The 22,517-nt window shown below is 63.4% G+C and carries 23 protein-coding genes; 11 read left to right on the forward strand and 12 right to left on the reverse strand.

Features of this window, described 5'->3' with window-relative positions:
* From rfaE1 to AC1DX0_RS12390, 4 genes are all read right to left on the reverse strand, one after another.
* The coding region (gene rfaE1 / locus AC1DX0_RS12375; RefSeq protein WP_477355513.1) for a D-glycero-beta-D-manno-heptose-7-phosphate kinase at positions 1–1,425 on the reverse strand (1,425 nt) is incomplete at its 3' end.
* Between the two features lie 132 nt (positions 1,426–1,557).
* Positions 1,558–2,190 carry a LysE family translocator gene (locus AC1DX0_RS12380; RefSeq protein WP_477223523.1) on the reverse strand — a complete coding sequence of 211 codons (633 nt, stop codon included), beginning with the start codon at positions 2,188–2,190 and terminating at the stop codon, positions 1,558–1,560.
* Positions 2,191–2,224: 34 nt separating this feature from the next.
* Positions 2,225–2,638: a hypothetical protein gene (locus AC1DX0_RS12385; RefSeq protein WP_477223524.1), complete on the reverse strand. Its 414-nt coding sequence runs from the start codon at positions 2,636–2,638 to the stop codon at positions 2,225–2,227.
* A complete protein-coding gene (locus tag AC1DX0_RS12390; protein ID WP_477355516.1) occupies positions 2,631–3,083 on the reverse strand; it encodes a type II toxin-antitoxin system Phd/YefM family antitoxin in 453 nt (150 codons plus the stop codon). The genes AC1DX0_RS12385 and AC1DX0_RS12390 overlap by 8 nt, the downstream gene beginning before the upstream one ends.
* On the opposite strand from AC1DX0_RS12390, the gene rfaD reads away from it, so the two are divergent.
* From rfaD to waaC, 3 genes are read left to right on the forward strand one after another with little or no spacing between them, the layout of a single operon-like run.
* Complete coding sequence (gene rfaD / locus AC1DX0_RS12395) at positions 3,012–3,962, forward strand: ADP-glyceromanno-heptose 6-epimerase (protein WP_477223526.1); 951 nt, start codon at positions 3,012–3,014, stop codon at positions 3,960–3,962. The two genes, AC1DX0_RS12390 and rfaD, sit on opposite strands and share 72 nt — an antisense overlap.
* A complete protein-coding gene (waaF, locus tag AC1DX0_RS12400; RefSeq protein ID WP_477223527.1) occupies positions 3,935–4,942 on the forward strand; it encodes a lipopolysaccharide heptosyltransferase II in 1,008 nt (335 codons plus the stop codon). Before rfaD ends, waaF begins: the two co-directional genes overlap by 28 nt.
* A complete protein-coding gene (gene waaC / locus AC1DX0_RS12405; protein WP_477223528.1) occupies positions 4,939–5,913 on the forward strand; it encodes a lipopolysaccharide heptosyltransferase I in 975 nt (324 codons plus the stop codon). Before waaF ends, waaC begins: the two co-directional genes overlap by 4 nt.
* Before the next feature lie 137 nt (positions 5,914–6,050).
* Here the strand turns inward: waaC and greA are convergent, their stop codons facing one another.
* Together greA and AC1DX0_RS12415 are read right to left on the reverse strand one after the other, a co-directional pair.
* Positions 6,051–6,524, reverse strand: coding sequence for a transcription elongation factor GreA (gene greA / locus AC1DX0_RS12410; protein WP_477223529.1), 474 nt, complete (start codon positions 6,522–6,524; stop codon positions 6,051–6,053).
* A 253-nt stretch (positions 6,525–6,777) separates the two neighbouring features.
* Positions 6,778–7,314, reverse strand: a complete 537-nt coding sequence (locus AC1DX0_RS12415; protein WP_477223530.1) for a tetratricopeptide repeat protein — start codon at positions 7,312–7,314, stop codon at positions 6,778–6,780.
* Between the two features lie 143 nt (positions 7,315–7,457).
* Between AC1DX0_RS12415 and AC1DX0_RS12420 the strand changes: the two genes are divergently transcribed.
* The 3 genes from AC1DX0_RS12420 to AC1DX0_RS12430 all read left to right on the forward strand — a co-directional run bounded on the left by AC1DX0_RS12420 (position 7,458) and on the right by AC1DX0_RS12430 (position 10,103).
* Positions 7,458–7,883, forward strand: coding sequence for a DUF3775 domain-containing protein (locus AC1DX0_RS12420; RefSeq protein WP_027058602.1), 426 nt, complete (start codon positions 7,458–7,460; stop codon positions 7,881–7,883).
* Positions 7,884–8,069: 186 nt separating this feature from the next.
* Complete coding sequence (locus tag AC1DX0_RS12425; RefSeq protein WP_477355534.1) at positions 8,070–9,185, forward strand: extensin-like domain-containing protein; 1,116 nt, start codon at positions 8,070–8,072, stop codon at positions 9,183–9,185.
* A gap of 114 nt (positions 9,186–9,299) precedes the next feature.
* Complete coding sequence (locus tag AC1DX0_RS12430; protein ID WP_477355520.1) at positions 9,300–10,103, forward strand: extensin-like domain-containing protein; 804 nt, start codon at positions 9,300–9,302, stop codon at positions 10,101–10,103.
* 7 nt (positions 10,104–10,110) lie between these two features.
* On the opposite strand, the gene AC1DX0_RS12435 is transcribed toward AC1DX0_RS12430, so the two are convergent.
* Positions 10,111–10,821 (reverse strand): gamma-glutamylcyclotransferase, encoded by a 711-nt coding sequence (locus AC1DX0_RS12435; protein WP_477355522.1) that lies wholly within the window; start codon positions 10,819–10,821, stop codon positions 10,111–10,113.
* A 110-nt stretch (positions 10,822–10,931) separates the two neighbouring features.
* Here AC1DX0_RS12435 and AC1DX0_RS12440 point away from each other — a divergent pair, with 110 nt between their 5' ends.
* The gene (locus AC1DX0_RS12440; protein WP_477355525.1) at positions 10,932–11,639 is read left to right on the forward strand and encodes an LssY C-terminal domain-containing protein; all 708 of its coding nucleotides are present in this window, start codon (positions 10,932–10,934) and stop codon (positions 11,637–11,639) included.
* Between the two features lie 15 nt (positions 11,640–11,654).
* Here AC1DX0_RS12440 and AC1DX0_RS12445 read toward each other — a convergent pair whose 3' ends face one another.
* Positions 11,655–12,677 carry a zinc-dependent alcohol dehydrogenase family protein gene (locus AC1DX0_RS12445; RefSeq protein ID WP_477223535.1) on the reverse strand — a complete coding sequence of 341 codons (1,023 nt, stop codon included), beginning with the start codon at positions 12,675–12,677 and terminating at the stop codon, positions 11,655–11,657.
* A gap of 126 nt (positions 12,678–12,803) precedes the next feature.
* On the opposite strand from AC1DX0_RS12445, the gene AC1DX0_RS12450 reads away from it, so the two are divergent.
* Positions 12,804–13,718: a LysR family transcriptional regulator gene (locus tag AC1DX0_RS12450; protein ID WP_477223536.1), complete on the forward strand. Its 915-nt coding sequence runs from the start codon at positions 12,804–12,806 to the stop codon at positions 13,716–13,718.
* 177 nt (positions 13,719–13,895) lie between these two features.
* A complete protein-coding gene (locus AC1DX0_RS12455; protein ID WP_477355528.1) occupies positions 13,896–15,206 on the forward strand; it encodes a hemolysin family protein in 1,311 nt (436 codons plus the stop codon).
* A gap of 18 nt (positions 15,207–15,224) precedes the next feature.
* Here the strand turns inward: AC1DX0_RS12455 and AC1DX0_RS12460 are convergent, their stop codons facing one another.
* From AC1DX0_RS12460 to AC1DX0_RS12475, 4 genes are all read right to left on the reverse strand, one after another.
* The gene (locus tag AC1DX0_RS12460) at positions 15,225–16,544 is read right to left on the reverse strand and encodes an HlyD family type I secretion periplasmic adaptor subunit (protein WP_477223538.1); all 1,320 of its coding nucleotides are present in this window, start codon (positions 16,542–16,544) and stop codon (positions 15,225–15,227) included.
* A 3-nt stretch (positions 16,545–16,547) separates the two neighbouring features.
* A complete protein-coding gene (locus tag AC1DX0_RS12465) occupies positions 16,548–18,302 on the reverse strand; it encodes a type I secretion system permease/ATPase (protein ID WP_477223539.1) in 1,755 nt (584 codons plus the stop codon).
* 35 nt (positions 18,303–18,337) lie between these two features.
* The gene (gene eglC, locus AC1DX0_RS12470; protein ID WP_477223540.1) at positions 18,338–19,813 is read right to left on the reverse strand and encodes an endo-1,3-1,4-beta-glycanase EglC; all 1,476 of its coding nucleotides are present in this window, start codon (positions 19,811–19,813) and stop codon (positions 18,338–18,340) included.
* 368 nt (positions 19,814–20,181) lie between these two features.
* The gene (locus AC1DX0_RS12475) at positions 20,182–21,096 is read right to left on the reverse strand and encodes a DMT family transporter (RefSeq protein WP_477223541.1); all 915 of its coding nucleotides are present in this window, start codon (positions 21,094–21,096) and stop codon (positions 20,182–20,184) included.
* Positions 21,097–21,294: 198 nt separating this feature from the next.
* Here AC1DX0_RS12475 and AC1DX0_RS12480 point away from each other — a divergent pair, with 198 nt between their 5' ends.
* Positions 21,295–21,699: a YciI family protein gene (locus AC1DX0_RS12480; RefSeq protein WP_477223542.1), complete on the forward strand. Its 405-nt coding sequence runs from the start codon at positions 21,295–21,297 to the stop codon at positions 21,697–21,699.
* A partial coding sequence (locus AC1DX0_RS12485; RefSeq protein ID WP_477355531.1) for an RNA polymerase sigma factor occupies positions 21,696–22,517 on the forward strand: 822 nt, incomplete at its 3' end. The genes AC1DX0_RS12480 and AC1DX0_RS12485, both read left to right, overlap by 4 nt.

Genomic DNA, 22,517 nt, shown 5'->3' on the forward strand with positions numbered 1-22,517 from the left:
GACCAGCACGACGCGCCCGCCGGCTTTCTGCACGACATCGGCGCCGACCACGGTGTCGATCGTATAATCCGCGCCCTTGACCAGGATGTCGGGCAGAAGCGCCTCGATCAGCGCCAGCGGCGTATCTTCCTCGAAGACAACGACGGCATCGACCGAAGCCAAGGCCGCGAGCACGCAGGCGCGGTCATGCTGGTCGTTGACCGGCCGACCCGGCCCTTTCAGCCGCCGCACCGAGGCATCGCTGTTGAGGCCGAGCACCAGCCGGTCGCACTGGCTGCGCGCCGCGTGCAGCAGGCTGACATGGCCGGCATGCAGGATATCGAAGCAGCCATTGGTGAAGCCGACGCTGAGGCCCTCTTCCTTCCACGCCGTGACCATGCGCGCGGCCGACGCAGCATCGAGGATGGCATCCTTGTGGGCGGTCGGTCCGTGCGAGCGGAACAGCGCGCCGGTGAGTTCCTCGACCGTCAGCCGCGCGGTGCCGCGCTTGCCGACCACGACGCCGCCGGCGGCATTGGCGATCGAGGCCGCCGCGGCCGGATCGGCACCCGATGCGAGTGCCAGCGCAAACGTCGCGATCACCGTGTCGCCGGCGCCCGAGACGTCGAACACTTCGCGCGCCTGGGTGGCGATGTGGCGCGCCTCATCCGGACCGACGACGCTCATGCCCTTTTCGCTGCGGGTGGCGACGACGAAGTCGAAGCCGTGAGCCGATATCAACTCCCGCGCGGCCGCGATGATCTCGTCATCGGCGAACACCGCATGGCCGACAGCCTCGCCAAGCTCCTTGCGGTTGGGGGTGATGGCGGTCGCGCCGGTATAGCGCGCATAGTCGCGGCCCTTCGGGTCGACCAGCACCGGCTTGCCCGCCTCGCGGCAGATSGMGATCAGSTCRSCRGCRACGCCGTCGAGCARKATGCCCTTGCCGTARTCGGACAGGATGACGATGTCGGCTTGCGCGAGTGCAGCGCGGAAATGCCGGATCAGCCCCGCCCGCTCCGCCTCGTCCAGCGGCTTGATCTCTTCCTCATCGAAACGCAGCACYTGCTGGTTGAGSGCGCTGAASCKGCTCTTCGACGAGGTCATGCGGCCGCGTTGCTGCGACAGCCCCACTGTCTCGGCGCCAAGCTCGCCAAGCATCCGCACCAGGCTGTCGCCGGCGGTGTCGGTGCCGATCACCGAGACCGGAATGGCACGCGCGCCGAGCGAGATGATGTTGGCCACGACATTGCCGGCGCCGCCCATTGCCGAGCTTTCGCCGCGCCCGTGCAGCACCGGGATGGGCGCCTCCGGCGAAATCCGCTCGATGACGCCGTTGACGAAACGGTCGAGGATGAGGTCGCCGACCACCAGCACGGTGACGCCGCCAAAGCGCGCAATGGCGCGGTGCAAGGGTTCGGGCGAAGGCGGATTGTGCTTGATCATGTCACTGGCAATGTGTGGAAAGGCTGATCTCTGTCGTGCTGAAAATTGTCAATTTACGGGCCGGGTCGTTCATGCCTGCCGATATACCGCAAATCCACCCAGCGCAACGTCAGGAAGCCACTGTTCGAAGCGTCAGCTCTTCTGCAGGGCAACGTGAACGCCAAGCCCGACCAGCACCGCGCCGCCGGCCCGCTGCATCAGCCGCTGCGCCCGGCTCGAACGCCGCAGCCGCCCGATCACCAGGCCAGCGAGGAAGACGCAGACGATGTCGGCCGAGGAGAACATCAAATTGACGATGGTGCCGAGCACGACGAATTGCAGCCAGACCGGAAGCGCGGCCGAGGCGTCGATGAACTGCGGCAGGAAGGCCATGAAGAAGATCGCCGTCTTGGGATTGAGCACCTCGACGGTGATGCTCTCGAAAAACGCGCGGCGCGCCGATTTGCGCTCGAGGACCGGCAACGCCACATCGCCCTCGACGCGCTTGCGAAACAACGCAACGCCGAGCCAGATCAGATAGAGCGCGCCGACCAGCTTGACCGCCATGTAGAGCGGCGGCACGGCATGGAACAGCACCGACAGGCCGGCGGCGGCGGCAAAGACATGCACGTAGCCGCCGAGATGGATGCCAAGTGCCGCCGTCAGTCCCGACCAGCGCCCGCGCGCCATCGTCTGCGCCGCAGCATAGAGCATGGCCGGACCGGGAATGTAGGCGAAGATCGCCGTGGTGGCGAAAAACGCGATGAGCATTTCGGTCGACGGCATTTTTTGTCCCTTGTGATCCTGCCCTGCAGGCCGTTCAGTCAGCCCGTGGGATAGCTTTGGATTGGCCTGTGCGGACAACCGCGATGAAAGCCGACATGACTTTTTTGTGGAATGACGGACTGAATGCGCCAATGCGCGCACCTGGTTCGAAATAGGCTGAGGATTCCAGGATATCGTGATTGTATTCGTCGACTATGACCCAAAGGGGGATAGGGTCAAGCCCGGCGCGGCGGCGTTCTATTTCTGGAACGCCAACAGCAACGCGATCGCGGCCCGGCGGCGTAGAGGTGATTGCAAGGATGAAGAGGTTCGTGCCGCCGGCTTTCCCCGGAAGGACAGCCACGAAGGCGACAGGTCGTGTCTTACGACCTTCGGTCTCGCCGCCTCCATGTTGGCGATACCACAGATATGGATATCGCCAGACGTCGGCGGCATTGGGTTTAATCACGATCCAACTCGGCAGCGTAATCTTCAAGCATCTCGACATGTTCGGATGGAGCGTCCTCCGCCGCGTAAGCGCGGCGGCTGTCATTGACGAAGCGAGCCTCGTAAGCCTCGATGCTCATCAGGACGTATCTCGGCTTGTTGTGACGGGTGATGGAGACCGGTTGCTGGCTAGCAGCCGCTAGCACATCGCCCAGATTCTGCTTCAGATCGGTGGATGGATAGTGTTTCATCGGGCACTCCGTTTTGTCCATATTAGACAAAACAGACAAAAAGGACAAGCGCACGACGTGGCGGACAGCGACAGCGCCTGCTTTATCGACAGCCTCGCCAGCCTCCCTTATAAGGACCGGAATCGCAAGCAACCAGAGGCCTTCATGATCATCGTCACGGGCGGCGCCGGCATGATCGGCTCGAACATCGTCGCCGCGCTCAATGCCGAAGGCCATGACGACATCCTCGTCGTCGACGACCTCACCGACGGCCACAAGATCGCCAATCTCGCCGATCTCAGCATATCAGACTATCTCGACAAGGGCGATTTTCTGTCTCGCATCGAGGCCGGCTCGCTTGGCCGCATCGAGGCCGTCTTCCACCAGGGCGCCTGCTCGACCACCACCGAATGGAACGGCAAGTTCATGATGGAGGTGAATTTTGCGTATTCGAAGCGGCTGCTGCATGCCTGCCAGGCGCTGCGCGTGCCCTTCCTCTACGCCTCTTCGGCCTCCGTCTATGGCGGCGGTTCGGAGTTTCGCGAGGAGCCGGCGCTGGAGCGGCCACTCAATGTCTACGCCTATTCGAAGAAACTGTTCGACGACTATGTCAGGCGCACCGTCTTCGACACCGATCATTCTCAGGTCGCGGGCCTGCGCTATTTCAACGTCTATGGCCCGCGCGAGGCCCACAAGGGCGCCATGGCCTCGGTCGCCTTCCATCTGTTCAACCAGGTCGAGCGCGGCGAAAACCCGAAATTGTTCGGCGCTTACGATGGCTTCGGCCCGGGAGAACAAAGCCGCGACTTCATTCATGTCGGCGATGTCGCCGACGTCAATCTGTGGCTGTGGAAGCGCGGCTCGAGCGGCATATTCAATTGCGGCACCGGCCGCGCCCAGCCTTTCCGCGCCATCGCCGAAACGGTCATCGATACGCTGGGCAAGGGCGAGATCGAGTTCATCGCCTTTCCCGACCACCTCAAGGGCAGCTACCAGAGCTTCACGCAAGCTGATATGTCCCGTTTGCATGCGGCCGGTTACAACGGCCAGTTCCGGACAGTGGAAACCGGTGTCAGAGACTATGTCGAATGGCTGAAAGCCCAACGATCCTCGTGATCGGCCCACGCTGGGTGGGCGACATGGTGATGGCGCAGTGCCTGTTTTCGGCGCTGAAGGAGCTCTATCCCAACGCCGCGATCGACGTGCTGGCGCCGGCCTGGGCGGCACCGCTGGTCAAGCGCATGCCCGAGATCCGCCAGCAGATCGACTTTCCGCTCAAGCCCGGCGCGCTCGAATTCACCCATCGCCGCCGCTTCGGCCGCCTGCTGCGTGGTCGCTATGACATGGCCTATATCCTGCCGGGCAGCTGGAAATCGGCATTGATCCCGTTCTTTGCCCGCATTCCGCGCCGTTTCGGCCATCTGCGCGAGATGCGCTATGGCCTTTTGACCGACATCGTACCACTGCCGGATGCCGTGAAACGGCGCACCGCGCAGGCCTATTTCAGCCTCGCCAAGGGCGGCAGTTTTCGCGCGCCTCATCTGACCGTGGATGCCGGCAACCAGACCGCTTTGCTCGACCGTTTCGGGCTGGCGCCGCAGAAATTCGCGGCCCTGATGCCCGGCGCCGAATTCGGCCCTGCCAAGCGCTGGTCGAGCGAAAGCTATGCCGGCCTTGCCCGCGAGTTCATGGGTAAGGGTTTGAAAGTCGCGCTGTTCGGTTCGAAGAACGACCGCGACGTGACGGCGGAGATAGCAAGCCTTGCCCCGGGCGTCGTCGACCTCGCCGGTCAGACGCGGCTGGAGGACGCCATCGACCTGATCGCGGCGGCGCGCCTGGCGGTCTCCAACGACAGCGGGCTGATGCATGTGGCGGCAGGTGTCGGCACGCCGATCGTCGCCGTCTACGGGTCGACCTCGCCTGAGAACACGCCGCCGCTGGCGGAACGGCGCGAGCTGGTCTGGCTCGGCCTGTCCTGTTCGCCCTGCCACCAAAAGGTCTGCCCGCTCGGCCATCTCAACTGCCTGAAGACATTGGAAGTCGGACAGGTCACAGCGGCGGCGGACCGGCTGCTGGAACTCCCGGCCGCGGCATGAAGGTCCTCATAGTCAAGACATCGTCGATGGGCGATGTCATCCACACCTTTCCGGCCGTCGAGGATGCCAGCCTGAACCGGCCGGACGTGTCCTTCGACTGGTGCGTCGAAGAGGCGTTCGCCGGCATTGTCGCATTGCATCCGGCGATCGGCAGGGTCCACACGGTCGCCATCCGGCGCTGGCGCAAGGCGCTGTTCAGTGGCGGCACCTGGCGCGAGGCGGCCGCGCTACGCCGCACCTTGCGCGAATGCCGTTACGACCTTGTCATCGATGCACAGGGCCTGCTGAAATCGGCGCTGGTGGCGCGGCAGGCGGGCGCCCCTATTGCCGGCTTCGACCGGTCGAGCGCGCGCGAACCCTCGGCGACGCTGTTCTACGACGTCACCTACGGCGTGCCGCGCGACCTGCACGCCATCGAGCGGACACGCCGGCTGTTCGGACTGGCGCTTGGCTACCAGCCCGATCTGTCGACGCTCGCTTCAGGCATTGTGCCGCCACCCGGCGGTCTCGCCGGCATCACCGGAAAAACCGCCTTCCTGCTGCACGGCACCAGCCGCGAGGACAAGAAATGGCCGGTCGAAAACTGGATCGGAACCGCCCGCCTGCTGGTCGAGCGCGGCATGACGCCGGTTACCACCTGGTCGAACGAGCGTGAGAAGACCGTGGCGGAGGCAATCGCCAAGGCCGTGCCGTCCACGGTCGTGGTGCCGAAATCGCCACTGGCAGACATCGCCGCCATCCTCGGCCGCTCGCCCCTGGTGATCGGCGCCGACACCGGCCTGACCCATCTCGCCAGCGCCTTCGGCCTGCCGACGGTTGCTGTATTTTTGGCGACCGAGCCGGGTTTGACGGGTCCCCGTGGGCCCTATGCATCAACGCTGCTGGCCACGGCAGGTGCGCGTGTGACACCGGCTGAGGTGGTGGCGGAGGCTGAAAGGCTGCTTGATCTTAAATTGCAAACGCCGGCCTAGGACCTTTCAGAATTCGCTCTGGCGAGTCGAATAGGGTGGTTTTCGAGAACCGGAGCGGAGCGTACTTTAAAGTACGTGAGCACCGGAAGCGCAGAAAACCGCGCTAGTCGGCCGCCAGAGTAGAATTATCAAAGGTCCTAGATAAACTGCAACTTGACGATCTCGTACCCCCTGGCACCGCCGGGCGCATTGACCTCGATGGCGTCGCCGACTGCCTTGCCGATCAGCGCGCGTGCGATCGGCGACGAGATCGAGATGCGGCCGGACTTCACGTCCGCTTCCTGGTCGCCGACGATCTGGTAGGTCTTCTTTTCCTCGGTGTCCTCGTCGACCAACACCACGGTGGCGCCGAACTTGACCTTGTCGCCGCTGAGCTTGGTGACGTCGATCACCTCGGCCCGGGCGATGTAGTCCTCGAGTTCGTTGACGCGGCCCTCATTGAGGCTCTGCGCCTCTTTAGCGGCATGATATTCGGCATTTTCGGACAGGTCGCCATGCGAGCGCGCCTCGGAGATCGCCTCGATGATGCGCGGCCGCTCTTCCTGCTGGCGCCAACGCAGCTCTTCCTTCAATGACGCGAACCCCTCGCCTGTCATCGGGACCTTGTTCATGATGCCTGACCTTTCCTGCCGCCACCCCCGCGTTTCGGGGAAAGCCTTGTCGATGGGTACAAAAAGAAAACGGTCCGGCAGCCTCGGGCTAACGGAACCGTTTCACCGCAATTTCCCAAGATATAGCAATCTTTCCGGGTTTTTCACGCCCAAAAATCGGTTTTGCAAAAATCATCCCCGCTTTCARCGAGACAGGGGCAGCAAAAAGCGGCCGCGATCGCTCGCGGCCGCTTCGGAAAGCCCTTGGGCCTGATCAGCTCCGCATGAAATGGTCGATCTGCTCGGACAGCATGCCGTATTCGCGCGATCCCTTGCCGGTGCGCTTCTCGATTTCCATCAGCTGCTGCTGGGCGCCGGCCAGATCGCCGATCTGCAGATGCGCCTCGCCGAGATATTCGCGCACCAGCGTGTAGTTCGGATCGATGCGCAGCGCTTCCTCGTAATAGCCGAGGCCGACGGTGACCCGGCCGGAATGGCGGTGCGAATAGCCGAGATAGTTGAGGATGCGCGGATCCTGCTTGTTGGCGGCGAGGCTCAGCACTGCGATCGCCTCGTCATAGCGGCCAGCCATCGCCAGCGCATGACCGGCATCATAGATGCTGTCGTCGTCCAGCATGCCTTCCTGGGGATTGACGCACTTTTTCTTCTTCTTGTCCCAGACTTGCCCCTTTTTGCACTGGGTGACGGTTTCATCGCTGCCACCGCCACTGCCCGCCGCGTACACCGGGACGGCGAAGAACTGCAGCGCGACAAGGGCAGTCGCCGCCTGGATCAGCATTCTTTTATGCATCGAAGCCTCCTTGAGGGGTGAGAATGCAACACTAACGCCAAGCGCCCCGCATTTCATCCCGGAAAAAAGTACTTGCGGAGAACATCAGGTGACGGATGCCGCAAATCCGCTATCATCCGGCAAACGACTGACGGAGACGGCCCGTGCAGCGGCGGCTTGAAAAGGACTGGGACCTTACGATCGGCCCCGACACCGTGCGCCTGTTCATCCTCAAGGCCAAGGCGCTGAGTGCCGCCGTCAACGAGGATTATGCCGACGGCGCCGAGCACGAGGTCGAACTCGACGGCGAGTCCCATGTCAACCACCACCATGACGGCCTCGCCGAGGAGAGCTCTGAAAACCTGACAGAGGAAGAACTGCGCGAGCTGATCAACGACCTCAATGTCGATGAAGCCGCCGAACTGGTGGCACTGGCATGGGTCGGCCGCGGCGACTACGATGCGTCCGAGTGGGCGGATGCGCTGGCCGCGGCGCGAGAACGCGCCAACAAGCGCACGGCCAAATATCTGCTTGGCATGCCGCTGCTTGCCGATTGGCTGGAGGAAGGCCTTGAAGCGATCGGCGCGTAACGGCGTGGTTACCGTTCGTGATGGGCTGAAGGCAACCTCCGGGCGCGCGCGCCGTTGACGGCGATGGGGTCGTCTGTCTTTTCCCGAATATATTGGATTGCACTGGCTATGGCCGTCACCGCTTTGCTGGTGACGCCTGCCGATGCCAGACATCGTCACAAGCATCACAGGCCACTGACACCGAGGGTGGAGCAGCCGTTGACACCGCGGGTCGACCAGCCGTTGAAGCCGCGTGGCCGCCATAAGGCGAAATCGCGAGTGGAGCAGCAGTCCACGCCGAAACCGGCTCCGCAGAAAACGCAAAATCCCCCGCCATCGTCGCTAACGCCACCGCCTCCAGCATCATCCCCACCGCTGCCATCACCTGCCGATGCTCCGGTGCCTGAACCGCGTCCCGCAGCCGCCGCAAAGACGGAAGAACAGAAGACCGACGTTCCCAGGACCGACGGTCCCAAAACAGACGGCCCCAAGACAGACGGCCCCAAGACAGACACAACGTCCGACCAGTTCAATGAAGAAAAGTCGCGTCAGAAAAAGCAGGCGCGGCCCGAACCGTCGGCTCCAGAGCCGCCAGCCGATACGGAAAGCGAGCCGGAACCGCCAGCCGACGTACCGACCCCGACGCCAAAGCCCGACATTGAGGAACCTGAGGCCCAGCCGCCGGCCGTTGCCCCACAGCCACCGCCAAAGCCGGCGGATGCCGGCGACAAGAAGATGCTGCCAGATCCGCGCTCGGCCGACCGGCCTGCCGACAAGATGCCCGCCGAGGAAGTCGCTTGCCGCGAGCGGCTGAAGGCGCTCGGCGTCGAATTCGAGGAGCACAAGGCGGAAAGCAATCCCGAAATCGGCTGCTCGATCCCCTATCCGATCGTCATCAAGACGCTCAACAAGTCGGTCGCCATCGGTCCTGCCACCGAGCTCAATTGCTCAATGGCCGAGGCGGCCGCCCGCTTCACCGCCGATGTCATCCAGCCAGCCGCCAAGGCGGAATTCGGCACCGAGTTGAAGTCCATCAGCCAGGCCTCGGCTTTTGTCTGCCGGCCGCGCCACGGCACCAGGAAACTGTCGGAGCACGCCTTCGGCAACGCGCTCGACATCGGCAGCTTCACACTCTCCGACGGAAAGAAGATCGAGATCGGCCCTACCCCGCCGGAGAAGGACGCCAAATTCCTCAACGCCGTACGCAAGGCCGCCTGCGGTCCGTTCAAGACCGTGCTTGGACCGGGTGCCGACGCCGATCACGCCTTGCATTTCCACCTCGATCTCGAGCCGCGCAAACATGGCGGCACGTTTTGCCAGTGAGCACGCCGTAAATCCGCATGCCGCATTTCCGCCGCAGGCGTGAACGCGGACGCTGAGCTTTCCTTTACCCTTGATCGTTAAAATGCCGGATATCTGGGAATAGGGATTCCGCCGATGGCCGGAACATTCCGCGCCGCCGCGAGGGTTGCGCGCCGATCAAAACCCGTAGCCATAGTGGCTGCCGGCCTTGCGCTGGCTGCGGTTTCGGCTTGCAACACCGGCAGCGTGCTGTCGTTGCAGCCAGCTGTCGATGTCGGCGCGCAAACATCGGCCGTACCGCAATATACGGGCATGCAGAAACTTGTCCCGTCCAATCCCTACATGACGCAGGCCGCCTATCCGCGCATGGAYGAGCCGATGTCGCCGGTCGAGCAGATACCGGCCAGCGAAACCGATTGCCGCCGMGAGCTGAAGCGCCTCGATGTCGCCTACACCGACCTGGCGCCGATCCATGAAGGCCAGTGCGGCATCGATTTTCCCGTAAARGTCACGGCCATCGGCAGCATCCAGATGAAGCCCGCCGCSACSCTGACCTGCGACATGGCCGCCACCTTCGCCGSCTGGACGAAGAAYGARYTSGTTCCSTCCGCSCGCTGGCGCTAYTTCTCCGGCGTCARGACCATCCACCAGGGCTCCAGCTATTCCTGCCGAAACATCGCCGGCGAAGGTGTYYTGTCSGAGCAYGGCAAGGGCAATGCGCTSGACGTSATGRGCATCGARCTCAACAATGGCGACGACATCGACGTGCGCAAGCCYGGCCTGTTTGCCTTCCGCACGCGCGGCTTCCTCAACAATGTTCGCGCCGACGGCTGCCAGTATTTCACCACCGTGCTCGGCCCCGGCTACAATTACGACCACCGCAACCATTTCCACTTCGACATCAAGAACCGCAAGAACGGTTATCGCGCCTGCCGGTAGGAAAAGATCAGGCGTCACCGGTGGATGCGATGATTTGCCGAGCCACCAGGTCCTGGATGCGCCAGAGATTCTTGTCGCGGATACCGCTTTCCTCCAGCTTGCTGACGGTCCGGAACAGATACTGCGCCGAAGAGCCCCAGTGTCCCGCGGCTCGCGCCAGCATGTCCGCAACCTGCTCCAACGGCAACCGTCCGGCATAGGCCCTGCCGTCCGGCGCGGCGACGAAAGCCAGGGCGCGCAGCGGACCCTCGTTGGTCTTGACCTTGATCCAGCAAGGCACGTTGGTTGGCGGGTTGGCATCGATCTCGCGGCGCATCAGCTGGCCGAGTTGCCCAAAATGGTCTTCTGCGGGCAGACGGTAAACGATGCCGTTGCAGCTGCCGCCGCGATCGAGCGCCAACATCAGGGCCGGCAATTGGCGCGTTCCGCGCCAGCGTGTCAGTTTCAGGCAGAATGAGCGATGCCATCCTGGCGCCGTGGCCGGGCGCTGCTCGACAGGAACGAATTCGGGATTCCAGATCAGCGAGCCGTAGGCAAACACCCACAGCGCCTCAGGCCGGTATTGCGACAAGAGTTGCTCGACAAGGCCGTCGAACTCCGCGTCGGTATGTTCGGTTGTTCCAGGCTCGGGGCCGGGATCAGGTTCGATACGTTCGACCCTCGCGACAAGGTCGGCGGTCAGCGCCATCGATCTGCGGCCTRCCGGCTTCCGCTTCATTCCTGCCCCCACACAAAAACGATAGCTGACGATAAACCGGCTCTGCATCGCTGGCCATTGATTTCCCGGGGCCGTCAGGCAACAGATACCGCACGAACCGAGCCTCCTTCATGAGCCAACGAAGCCTTCGGCGACGCGCGACAATCTGGCTGGCGTCCTTGCTGGGTGCCTGGTTCGCGCTKGCCTATSTCGCSGCGCCGGAATTCTGGACGTTCCGGGAGCGTGGCTTTCGCGACCAGCGCTTCGAAATGGTGACGCACACGCCGCAAGGCATTCCSGGCGAYCCGATCAATGTCGGCCTTGTCGGTACGGAAAAGGAAGTGGTCCATGCCTTCGCCGTCGCCGGCTGGGACACCGCCGATGCCATCACCTTGAGAACCGCCATCGATATCGGCGAGAGCGTCCTGTTTTCCCGCCCCTATCCCGATGCGCCGATGAGCCGCCTGCTGTTCGAGGGCCGCGCCCAGGATCTCGCTTTCGAGAAGCCGGTCGGCGACAGTGCCGACCGGCGCCACCACGTCCGTTTCTGGCAGACGGATACGATCGGTGACGACGGTCGCCCGCTCTGGCTGGGCTCCGCCAGTTTCGATCGCGGCGTTGGGCTGAGCCACGACACCGGCGCGATCACCCATCACATCGGTCCCGACATCGATGCCGAACGCGACTTCCTGATCGGCGACCTCAGTGCAGCCGGCCTGCTGGCATCGACCAGCGATATGGGCGGCATCGGCGCCACCAAAACCGGCCGCAATGGCGGCGGCGACCCCTATTTCACCGACGGCAAGGCGATCATCGGCGTGCTGAAGCAGTTGCAGTGATCTAAACAGCAAGCATCAGGTCGTGCGGATCACGATCTTGCCGAACGGCCCTTTCTCCAGATGCTGCAAGGCCTGCGGCACCTCGTCAAAGCCGAAGACCCTGTCGATGACCGGCTTGATGCCGAGCGCCTCGATCGCCTGGTTCATTCGCTCGAAGGACCGGCGATGGCCGATCGACAGGCCCTGCACGGTGATGCGGTTGCGCATGAAGGGCATTATCGGGAAACTGAGTTCCATCGAACCCAGAAGACCGATGATCGACAGCCGGCCATCGGCGGCCAGCGCATTCAGCGATTGCCGCGCATTGTCGCCGCCGACCATTTCCAGAATGTGGTTGACGCCCAGCCCATCGGTCAGCTTACGCGCGGCCTCGTCCCATGCCGGCTGCGTGAGATAATTGATCCCTTGCCAGGCGCCGAGCTTTCTTGCCCGCTCAAGCTTCTCGTCGCTGCTCGAGGTGACGATGGCGCGCAGGCCGAATGCCCTGGCGAACTGCAGCGCAAACAGCGACACGCCGCCAGTGCCCTGGATGAGAATGGTCTGGCCCGCCACCGGCCTTGTCGCCTCGGCCATCGCGAACCAGGCCGTCAGCGCCGCGATCGGCAGCGTCGCCGCCTCGACATCGCTGAGCGATGGCGGCGCCAGCACCGCGGCATCCTCGCCGAAGACAACATGATCGGAGAGCATGCCCGACAGCGAGGAACCAAGCGTATGCTTGTGCAGCACCGGCGGGGCGTCGCCATCCGGCCAATCGGCGATCACCTGGCCAAGCACGCGCTGCCCGACCTGGAAGCGGCTGACCGCGCCGCCGACAGCCACCACCTCACCCACCGCATCCGATGTCGGCACGAAGGGAAAGGCGAGGTCGGGGATCAGCGTGCCCTCAACGACCATCTTGTCCTTGTAATTCAGCGACACGGCTTTCGTGCGCACCAGAAGCTCGTGCGGGCCGGGTTCGGGAATCTTGCCGGTCACCTGGTTCACCCTGGACAGGCCGAAACCGCTCATCTGCCAGGATCTGTTGATTTGGGTGCTCATGTCCTTCGCGCTCCTTTGATTGATGGCCACGCGAGACATTTATGCTTTTCGACTATAGAAAATAGGGCTCCCATGCGGCATATTGGATGACTGATTGAGGACTAGAATTCGCCAATTGGAATCATCATGGAATCGACGGACCTGCAAGGCATCGTCGCATTCGTCCAGGCCGTGGAGGCTGGCAGCTTCACCGGCGCCGGCGAACGGCTGCATGTGACGAAGTCGGCGATCGGCAAGTCGATCGCGCAATTGGAGCTGCGGCTTGGCGTTCGCCTGCTCAACCGCACCACCCGCAGCCTCAGTACGACCAGCGAAGGCATGAGCTACTATGAGGCCTGCGTCAGGGCGCTGGCCGAGATCGAGGCGGCGCAGTCATTGCTCGCCGCGCGCCGGCAGATCCCGTCCGGCCGGCTGCGCATCGATGTACCGCTCGCCTTTGGTCGCCGCTGCGTCGCCCCCGTTCTGTTCGAGATTTCGAGGAACTTCCCCGAGCTGACGGTCGAAATCTCCTTCAACGACCGCCGCGTCGACCTGATCGAGGAAGGCATCGACCTCGCCATCCGCATGGGCGAACTGGACGACAGCCTGTCGCTCGCGGCCAGACGCATCTATGCCCAACGCTCGGCCATCTGTGCCGCCCCCGCCTATCTCAGGGAACACGGCTCGCCGCAATCGGTTGAGGATCTCACCCATCACAGCGTCATCGGTTACGGCCGCGAGGGTGTTGTCCGCCCCTGGGTGATCAGGCATGGCGACGGCCATCTGACGACCTTTGTCCCCAAGGCGCGTCTGGTTCTCGGCCATGGCGAACCGATGCTCGACGCCGCCCTTGCCGGTTGCGGCATCGCCTTCCTGCCGACATGGCTGGCAGCCGAAAGCCTCAGGCATGGCGACCTCGAAATGGTCCTATCCGACTGTCTCGTGGAAAACATTGTCGTGCATGCCGTCTGGCCGGTGACACGCACGCTCACGCCAAAGGTGCGGGTTGTCGTCGACGCTCTTGTCGAACACTTTTCGGCGCCAGCCTGGGACAACGCCTGAATGACGCGACTGTCATTTTCTAAAAATGGCCAATGCATGTCACACAAAAGTGGTCCCGGTTTTGGGACAATGACATGCATCAAAACTAAAGACTGAAAGCGCGGCGCGCTTAATCCGTTTACGCGCGATGCGCTTTCACTATTTTCGAGCGGCCCACCGCAATGCTATTGAGCCCTCATGCTATACGTTGAAATTGCTATCGTGGTCGTCCTCATCTGTGTGAACGGCCTTCTGGCGATGTCCGAACTCGCTATCGTTTCATCACGCCCGGCACGGCTCAAGGCGATGATCGACCGCGGCGTCAATGGCGCCGGCCGTGCGCTGGATCTTGGTTCGAATCCCGGCAAGTTCCTGTCCTCTGTGCAGATCGGCATCACCCTGGTCGGCGTGCTCTCCGGCGCCTTCTCCGGCGCCACGCTGGGTGACCGGCTGTCGGTGTATCTGGCCTCGATGGGCATGCGCGAAAGCGTCGCCGACCCGCTCGGCGTCGGCATTGTCGTTGCCATCATCACCTATTTCTCGCTGATCGTCGGCGAACTGGTGCCCAAGCAGATCGCGCTGCGCGACCCGGAGCGCGTTGCCGCCYGGGCCGCTCCGGCCATGACCATCCTCGCCAACATCTCGGCCCCGCTGGTGTTCCTGCTCGACATYTCCGGCCGCGCCATATTGTGGCTGCTTGGCCAGCGYGGCGAAAGCGAGGAGAAGGTCACCGACGAGGAGATCAAGATGCTGGTCGCCGAGGCCGAGCATCAYGGCACCATCGAATCCGACGAGCGGCGCATGATCGCCGGCGTCATGCGGCTYGGCGACCGCGCSGTGCGCGCGGTGATGACGCCGCGCACCGAGGTCGACTGGATCAATCTGCAGTCCGACGACACCACGATCCGCAAGCTCCTGATGGAAACCCAACATTCGCGCCTGCCGGCCGGCGACGGCGGCGTCGACGTCATGGTCGGCGTCGTCCAGACGCGCGACGTGCTGGCCGCGATCCTTGCCGGCCGCACGCTCGACCCGCGCAAGCATGTGCGCGCAGCCCCCATCGTCTACGACCAGGCCGACGCGCTCGACGTGCTGCACAAGCTCAAGGAATCCGACGTGCCGATGGCGCTGGTGCATGACGAATACGGCCATTTCGAAGGTATCGTCACGCCGGCCGACATTCTCGAAGCCATCACCGGCGTGTTCCGCGCCGACCTCGATGCCGGCGACGAGGAAAACGCAGTCAAGCGCGAGGACGGCTCATGGCTGCTCGCCGGCTATATGCAGGCCGACGAGATGGCCGAGATCCTGGGCATCGACCTGCCCGAAAACCGCGACTACGAGACCGTCGCCGGCTATGTGCTGTCGCACATGCACCATCTGCCGGCGACCGGCGAATGCGTCGACGCGCAAGGCTGGCGCTTCGAGGTGGTCGACCTCGATGGCCGCCGCATCGACAAGCTGATCGCCACCCGCCTGCCCGGTAGCCAACGCGAAGCGGTGCGCTGATCGTTCGATCCCCAATATCTACCGCTCCGTGAAGGCGCGAGCGAAGGAATCGAGCATCGGCCGTGCCAGATACTCGAAGAATGTCCGGTTGCCAGTGTTGATGAACGCCTCGACAGGCGTTCCCGGATAAAGCTGCTCGGGCCTCACGCCGGAGGGCAACGCGGCGGCAATCTTCAATCTGGCGCGGAAATAGGGCTCGTGCGTGACCTGGTCGATGAGCCGGTCCGCGGAAATTTGTGTCACGGTGGCTGAAACCTCTGGGGTGAGCCGCATGTTCAAGGCGGACAATCGCAGTTTCGCCGGCTGGCCGACACGGACCTGATCGATGTCTTTTGGCCGCAGCCTTGCATCGACGATCAGGTCAGGTGATGTAGGCAGGATCTCCATGATCTTTTCGCCGGGGGCAATCACGCTGCCTTTGGAATTGTAGGTCGACGAGACGACTATGCCCGCCGCCGGCGCCTTGATCGTCGTTCGCCGCAGCACCGCCTCCGCCGCCCTGATCTGTTCCTCGATGTCGGCCAGGTTGGCGCGAACCTCGTCCAACTTGGTCAGTGCCTCCTCCACACGCTGTGTTGTCAGGTGCTCGGTCTGCCCTTGGGCCTCGACGATCTGGGTGTTGGCCGTTGCAAGATTGGCCTCCAGCGCCCCGGCCTGCCCGACGAGATCCGCTTCGCTGCGCAAAAGCTGGGAGTATTCGGTACGATTGGTGAGGCCCCTGTCCAGCAGGCTGGTCTTGATGCCGAGCTCCTTCTTCACCAGTTCCACCTGTTGCTGAATGGCCTGTTTCTGGGCCTGCAATCCCACGACCGACTGTCGATGCATGGCGACCCGTTGGACGAGGATCGATTGTTCCGATCGAAATCGGGCGAGCCTGGCGTCGAATTCCTTCTGCTGTTCTCGAACCAGCGTCTCGAAATCGTGCTGGAACGGTGCTGGCGCCGCTTCGGTGATTGGCGCCAGCCGATCCAATCCGTCGCGTTCCGCCTCCAGCCGCGCCGCGCCCGCCCTGAGCGCGACCGACTGTCTCGTCAATCGGTTGAGCTTTGCGCGCGCGGCTGTTGGATCCAGCACGATCAGATCCTGGGCCTGCTCCACGCGATCGCCTTCATGGACCAGCAATTCCTGGATGATGCCGCCCTCGGGATGCTGGATCAGGATGTTTCCGCCGGTCGCCGAGATCGTCCCTTGCGTGATCACCGCTCCCGACAAGGGCGCGCTGACGGACCAATAGCCAAAGCAAGCTAGCAATAGCGCTATTGCCGCGTATCCGGCGGATGCCACACGCCTTATGTCGGTGCGCGGACTGACTTCCCGGGCGAGGCTCTGGACTGCCATGGTCTATGATCCGAAGCGGGTGTTGTGCGTGCGAAGCGTCGCGGCAAACGACCCTGTCACCACCGGATTCTGCCGGGGAATGCCGTTGCCGGCGCCCGTGCTGGCCCCAGACTGCCGCAACACCTCGCCACTGGGGCCGAAGGCTTCGATCACGCCGCCGCGCAAAAGCATCACGCGGTCACAGGAGGCAGCAATCGAAGGGCGGTGGGTGATGACGATGATCGTGACGCCGGCCGCTTTCGCGGCGGAAAGCACCGCTTCGAGCGCTGCTTCGCCCGCGCCATCGAGATGGGCGTTGGGCTCATCCAGGACGAGAATCCTGGGAGCGCCGTAGAAGGCGCGCGCCAGCCCGATCCTCTGGCGCTCGCCGCCCGACAAATTTCTGTCCAACGGACCTATCAATGTCTGGTAGCCGTCCCGCTGCGCCAGGATCAGGTCATGCGCCGCGGCCCGGCTTGCTGCCTCGATGATCGAGGCGTCATCTGCATGGGGGTCGAAGCGGGCGACGTTCTGCGCGATCGATCCTGGGAACAGTTCCACCTCCTGCGCGAGGTAGCCGATATGCTTTCCGAGTTGGCTTTCGTCCCAGGTCCTGAGGTCGGCGCCGTCGATCCTGACCGCGCCGCCGGTCGGCCGGGCAGCGCCCACAAGCAACCGCGCCAGCGTCGATTTGCCGGCGCCGCTTGGGCCAACGATGGCCAACGCTTCGCCGGCGCCAATCTGGAAGTTCAGTCGCTTGAGGATGGGTTCGGTGCCGGGCTGCGCATTCGGCGCCATGAAGAAAACGTCCTGCATGGAAATCGCGCCGGTCGGATCGGGCAGGATCAGTTTTCGCGCTTCAGCCGGACGCGCCGCAAGCGCCGTCTCCAGCCGGCTCCACGCTCTGCGGGCATCGGCGATCTGCCGCCAGGCGCCGATCAACTGGTCGAGCGGCTGCAGCGCGCGCGACGACACCAGCGAGGAGGCGAAGATCATGCCTGCCGTCATCTGCCCTTCGAGCACCAACCATGCGCCGGCGCCGAGGATCGCCAGTTGCAGCATCATGCGCAGCGCCCGCGAGGCACCGCTGAAGATCGCATTGGCACTCGAGGAACGGTCATGGAAGGTGAGCGCTGCCGCTACATGCCGTCCCCAGACCTGCGCGGCGTTCTCCACCATGCCCATGGCGCGCAGCGTCTCCGCATTGCGGGCAAAGGCCTGTTCTGCCTGGCTGGCCAAAGCCGAACGCTCCGCGGACAAGGCGTCGTTCCTGCCGATGGCAAGCTGGTTGGCCACGACAAGGAGAAGCAGAAGCGCCGCGCCGGCGACCGTCACCCAAAACAGCACCGGATGGATCAGATACAGCAGGGCGAGAAAGACAGGGGCGAAGGGCAGATCGAACAACACCGCCACGCCGCGCGACCTGATGAAGGCGCAGACCGAGGCGAGGTCGCGCAGCGGCGACAGGCCGCCGGCATATTTTGCGCCAAGCGAAACGGCGAATGTGTCGGCACCCAGCTTCCGGTCGAGGGTCGCCGCGACGCGCTGCGTGTAAACGGCGCGGATCGCATCCAGCAGCCCGAGAACCGCGAGCGCGAGAACCGCAATGGCCGAAAGATAGACGAGCGTCTCGACGCTGGAGGACGGTAGCACGCGGTCATAGACCTGCAGCAGATAGAGCGGGATCACCAACAGCAGGATGTTGATCAACAGCGAGAAGATGCCGACATCGGCGATGGCGCGCATGAAGACCGGACGCAGGCCGGACGGTCCAGTCATTTCCGCATTCCCCGACGCTGCATGATCCCGAGACCTTACGCGTGGCCCCCGTATTCGGAACCGCCATGCAGTGTGCTGCTGGCGATACTGTGCGTGGTGCTGCTGCTGGCGATGTTCAGGGCGTTTGCCGGAGCACTGTCCAGCGTATAGGCGCGGACGTAGTCGATCTTCATCTCGGCCGGCGTGGCCAAATGATCCGGAGGGGTGCCGGCCAGGCCGCCGACCGCGAGATCGACCAGCATGTACATGGGCTTGTTCATGTCGGACGGCGTCGCCGCTTCTGCGACCTGCACACCGTCATAGGTCCAGACGAGCTTGTCCGGCGTCCAGAGCAGGCCATAGGTGTGGAAACCGGCGGGGTCGGAGACACTCACCGTCGATGTGACCTTGGTGTGCGTTCCGGTCTCATTCGAGTGCGCCGTCATGATCAACGAGTTGGGGGCTTGGCCGATTGTCTCCACGACATCGAGCTCCGGCGGCCACGAACCGTCTTCCGGAAGCAGCCAGAAGGCCGGCCAGGCGCCGGCGTGCTCTGGCAGGTCGGCCCGCATTTCGAAATAGCCATAGGTCTGCGAGAAGGTGTCGTGGGTCGTCAGGATGCCTGAGGTGTATTCATAATTGTTGATCAGCGGCTTGATGTCCGCCGGCGCCTGCGCCGCGGTGATGGTGAGCACGCCGTTGTCCACGCTGAACGGGTGGACCGAACTCGTCGGTGCGTAATTGGCGTCGATATACCATTGCAGCTCGTTGTTGCTGGTCAAGGTGCTGCCGTTCGGCGCTCCCCACGAGAAGTTGCTATCCCACGTGCCGCCCTGGCTGTTGTGAAGGTTCAGCGTGTTGAAATCGTCGCTGAAGGACAGGCTCATTGCGGACTTGTCGATCGGCAATTCGAACTGGCCGGGCTGCAGCTTGTCGATGGTCGTGTCCTTGAACTCGAGGATCTCGCCGGATCCGAGGTTCAACAGCACGTTCGATCCCGCCTGGATCATGTTTGAGTGGATGGCGTCGAACGAGGTGAACCCATAGCCATTCAGGCGGACGGTATCAGTGGCGGCAAAATTCGCTATCAGATCGCTTCCATTGCCTTTCGAGACGATGAAAGTGTCATAACCGCCGCCGCCGTCGATCAGCACATCATTTCCCGCGCCGCCGTCCAGCGTCTGGTGCCCGGCCTGGGCGGTGATGATGTTGTCCAACCCGTTGCCGAAAGCATAGTTATTGGCGTTTGTGACGACGAGGTTCTCGACATTGTCGGGGAGCTTGTAGCTCATCCATGTGCTGATCGTGTCGATGCCTGCCCCGGCGGCCTCGGCCACCTTGTTGCTCGCCGCATAGAGGTAGTAGATGTCATCGCCTGCGCCACCATGCATGGTGACGCCGGATGCTCCGTAGAAGGAGTCGTTTCCGGAGCTGCCGTACAGGTCCGGTCCGGCCCCTGCCGCTGAGTACCAATGGTTGGAAGCGCCGCTATAGGGAAGAGGAACGCCCAGGGCATTGACGAAGAAGCTCATCGGATAAATCGTCCTCGTAATGTCTGGCCTGCTTGTATCGTTCGATACGGGTTTCAGGCGGCCGCATCCGAATCAAAATTGCCATGCACTTTGCGGCTCCAGGAGCTTGCCATAGAGTTCACCATTACATCGACCACTCAGTGGTATTTTCCGAGTTGGAAGCATAACAACCCGACGAATGGTCTATGGACAGTAATTCCACCAGAGGAATATTTAATAAAAATTGATGCGTCGACGCGCCGGGGATGGCGCTGCCATGTGGCCGACCTCTATGGCGGCGGATAGACCAGCTGATCGACACCCGCAGGACCGGCGGTCATCGCGAGGCGGTGCGCTGGTCTAACAATCGAGCGTTTGTTTCGGCCTGATCAAACCGTGGCTTCGATCGGCTCGGCAAGTCTGGGATTCGAGCGCGCGGCGATCAGGCAGCTGGCAACGATAAGGCCCGCTCCCGCCAGCGTGGTCCAGGTCACCGCTTCGTCGAAGAAGAACCAGCCGAGCGCGATCGCCCAGATAAAGGCCGAGTATTCGGTCGGGATCAGATATTGCGCTTCGGCGCGCGCATAGGCCCAGCTCATCAGGAACTGGCCGGCGAGCGACAGCGCCGTTACGCCTGCGAGCGGGAGCCAGAGATTGCTGGGCAAGGCAATGGCGAGCCAAGGTGCGGCAAGGCCGAGGGTGACCGCAACGCCAAGGTTCTGGAACAGCATGATCTCGACTGGCTTGGCCAACAGCGCCTGTTGCCGGGCGAGGATCAGATTGTAGGCATAGAAAATCGTCGATGCGAGCACCGCCGCAGTGCCGAGCAGGGCATCCCCGGCGTAGCTTGTGTGGCCGAACTGGCCGGCCACGATGATGACAACGCCGGCAATGCCGGCGAGCGAGGCCCAGATCGCCTTGCGTTGAATCCTTTCGCCGAGCAGCAGCACGGCCAGCAGGAGTGCAAACAGCGGCGCCACAAAACTGAGCCCGATCGCCTCCGCCAGCGGCAGCCTCGCAAGCCCCCAGAAGAAGCACAGCAGGACAAAGCTGACGACCACCGCGCGCAGCACATGCAGCCTCAGCACCGAGGGCGTTGGAAGCGAGCGCGGCCCTGCCAGCCAGCCCGCGCCGGCGACCACGGTCGCCAGCATGCTGCGCCACAGCACTGTGTTGTAGACGCCGACCGCGATGACCAGCACCTTCATCGCCGCATCCATGCCGGACAGCAGGAAGATGCCGAACACGCAGACGAGCACCGGGATCGTGGGGGAGATTGCGCCGGCCTGGCTGGATGATTTCACGGATTTGCTCGAGTGAGGAATTGCAGCCTGACATATCAGGGCAAACTGGCAGGGCCAGATGGCAGCCTCGCCCATATGGCGGTCCAACACTCTCGGTCTTTGGCGCGACCGCGAATTTGAACTTTTTTGCCACTCGTGTCGATTCCGCCATTGCCCGTTCGTCTTATCATCGAACCAACCCAACCAAGGAGAACGACCATGCGGTTCATGATGCTGATGATCCCCGGCGGCTACGCAGAGGCGGCGCCCGATGTCAGGCCCGGCGCCGAGGCGGTGGAAGGGATGATGCGATACAATGAAGAGCTCAAGAAGGCCGGCGTGCTGCTGGCGCTCGACGGGCTGCATCCGCCGTCCGAGGGAGCGCGGGTCAGCTTCAAGGGCGGCAAGCCCGTCGCCACCGACGGGCCRTTCGCGGAGGTCAAGGAAGTGCTTGGCGGCTATTGGGTCATCGACGTGCGCTCGCGTGAAGAAGCCATCGAATGGGCCCGCCGCTGCCCTGCCGGGGAGAATGACCTGATCGAGGTTCGACGCGTCTTTGAGATGAGCGATTTCCCCGAGGACGTCCAGAAGGCGGCTGAAGGTTTTGGCGAGTTGAAGGGTTGACGGCCAACGCCACCATCGAAGCGGTCTGGCGGATCGAGCAGCCGAAGCTCACCGCCAGGCTCGTCCGCTATCTCAGGGATATCGGGCTGGCCGAGGAGATCGCGCAAGATGCCTTCCTGCTGGCGCTGGAGCGCTGGCCCCGGGACGGCATCCCGCGCAACCCGGCCGCCTGGTTGACCGAGGTCGCCAGAAACCGGGCGCTCGACCGGCTGCGCCGCACCACCATGATCGACGGCAAGCATCGCGAACTCGCCATCGACCTCGCCGAGCTGGAGCGCGAGATGCCCGGCATCGAGGCAGCACTCGACGAGGATATCGACGATGACCTTTTGCGGCTGATCTTCACCGCGTGCCATCCCATACTGCCGGCCGAGCAGCGTACCGCACTCGCCTTGCGGCTGCTCGGCGGGCTGTCGACGCCGGAGATCGCCCGCGCCTTCCTGGTGCCCGAAGCCACGGTCGCCCAGCGCATCGTGCGCGCCAAGCGGACGCTTCGCGATGCCGCCATCCCGTTCGAGACGCCGCGCGGCGAGGAGCGTCGCGAACGCCTCGCCGCCGTGCTGGAGGTGGTCTATCTCACCTTCAACGAGGGCTATGTGGCAACCACGGGACCGGATTGGCTGCGCGCCGATCTGTGCGGCGAAGCGCTGCGCCTCGGCCGTTCGCTGGCCGCGCTGATGCCTGATGAGCCCGAGGTGCAGGGACTGGTGTCGCTGATGGAACTCAACGCCTCGCGCTTTCCCGCCCGCACCGGCAAAGCGGGCGAACCGATCCTGCTGCTCGACCAGGACCGCGGCCGCTGGAACTGGTCGCTCATC

It is taken from the genome of Mesorhizobium sp. P3_A9 (assembly GCF_056402975.1).

Bases quoted from the DNA above. Each gene is read 5' to 3' on its own strand.
- AC1DX0_RS12380 (WP_477223523.1), bottom strand. From the start codon at position 2,190: ATGCCGTCGACCGAAATGCTCATCGCGTTTTTCGCCACCACGGCGATC.
- rfaD (WP_477223526.1), top strand. From the start codon at position 3,012: ATGATCATCGTCACGGGCGGCGCCGGCATGATCGGCTCGAACATCGTC.
- AC1DX0_RS12390 (WP_477355516.1), bottom strand. From the start codon at position 3,083: ATGGCCTTCGGCATTGAGCGCGGCGACGATGTTCGAGCCGATCATGCC.
- waaF (WP_477223527.1), top strand. From the start codon at position 3,935: ATGGCTGAAAGCCCAACGATCCTCGTGATCGGCCCACGCTGGGTGGGC.
- waaC (WP_477223528.1), top strand. From the start codon at position 4,939: ATGAAGGTCCTCATAGTCAAGACATCGTCGATGGGCGATGTCATCCAC.
- greA (WP_477223529.1), bottom strand. From the start codon at position 6,524: ATGAACAAGGTCCCGATGACAGGCGAGGGGTTCGCGTCATTGAAGGAA.
- AC1DX0_RS12415 (WP_477223530.1), bottom strand. From the start codon at position 7,314: ATGCATAAAAGAATGCTGATCCAGGCGGCGACTGCCCTTGTCGCGCTG.
- AC1DX0_RS12445 (WP_477223535.1), bottom strand. From the start codon at position 12,677: ATGAGCACCCAAATCAACAGATCCTGGCAGATGAGCGGTTTCGGCCTG.
- AC1DX0_RS12450 (WP_477223536.1), top strand. From the start codon at position 12,804: ATGGAATCGACGGACCTGCAAGGCATCGTCGCATTCGTCCAGGCCGTG.
- AC1DX0_RS12460 (WP_477223538.1), bottom strand. From the start codon at position 16,544: ATGGCAGTCCAGAGCCTCGCCCGGGAAGTCAGTCCGCGCACCGACATA.
- AC1DX0_RS12465 (WP_477223539.1), bottom strand. From the start codon at position 18,302: ATGACTGGACCGTCCGGCCTGCGTCCGGTCTTCATGCGCGCCATCGCC.
- eglC (WP_477223540.1), bottom strand. From the start codon at position 19,813: ATGAGCTTCTTCGTCAATGCCCTGGGCGTTCCTCTTCCCTATAGCGGC.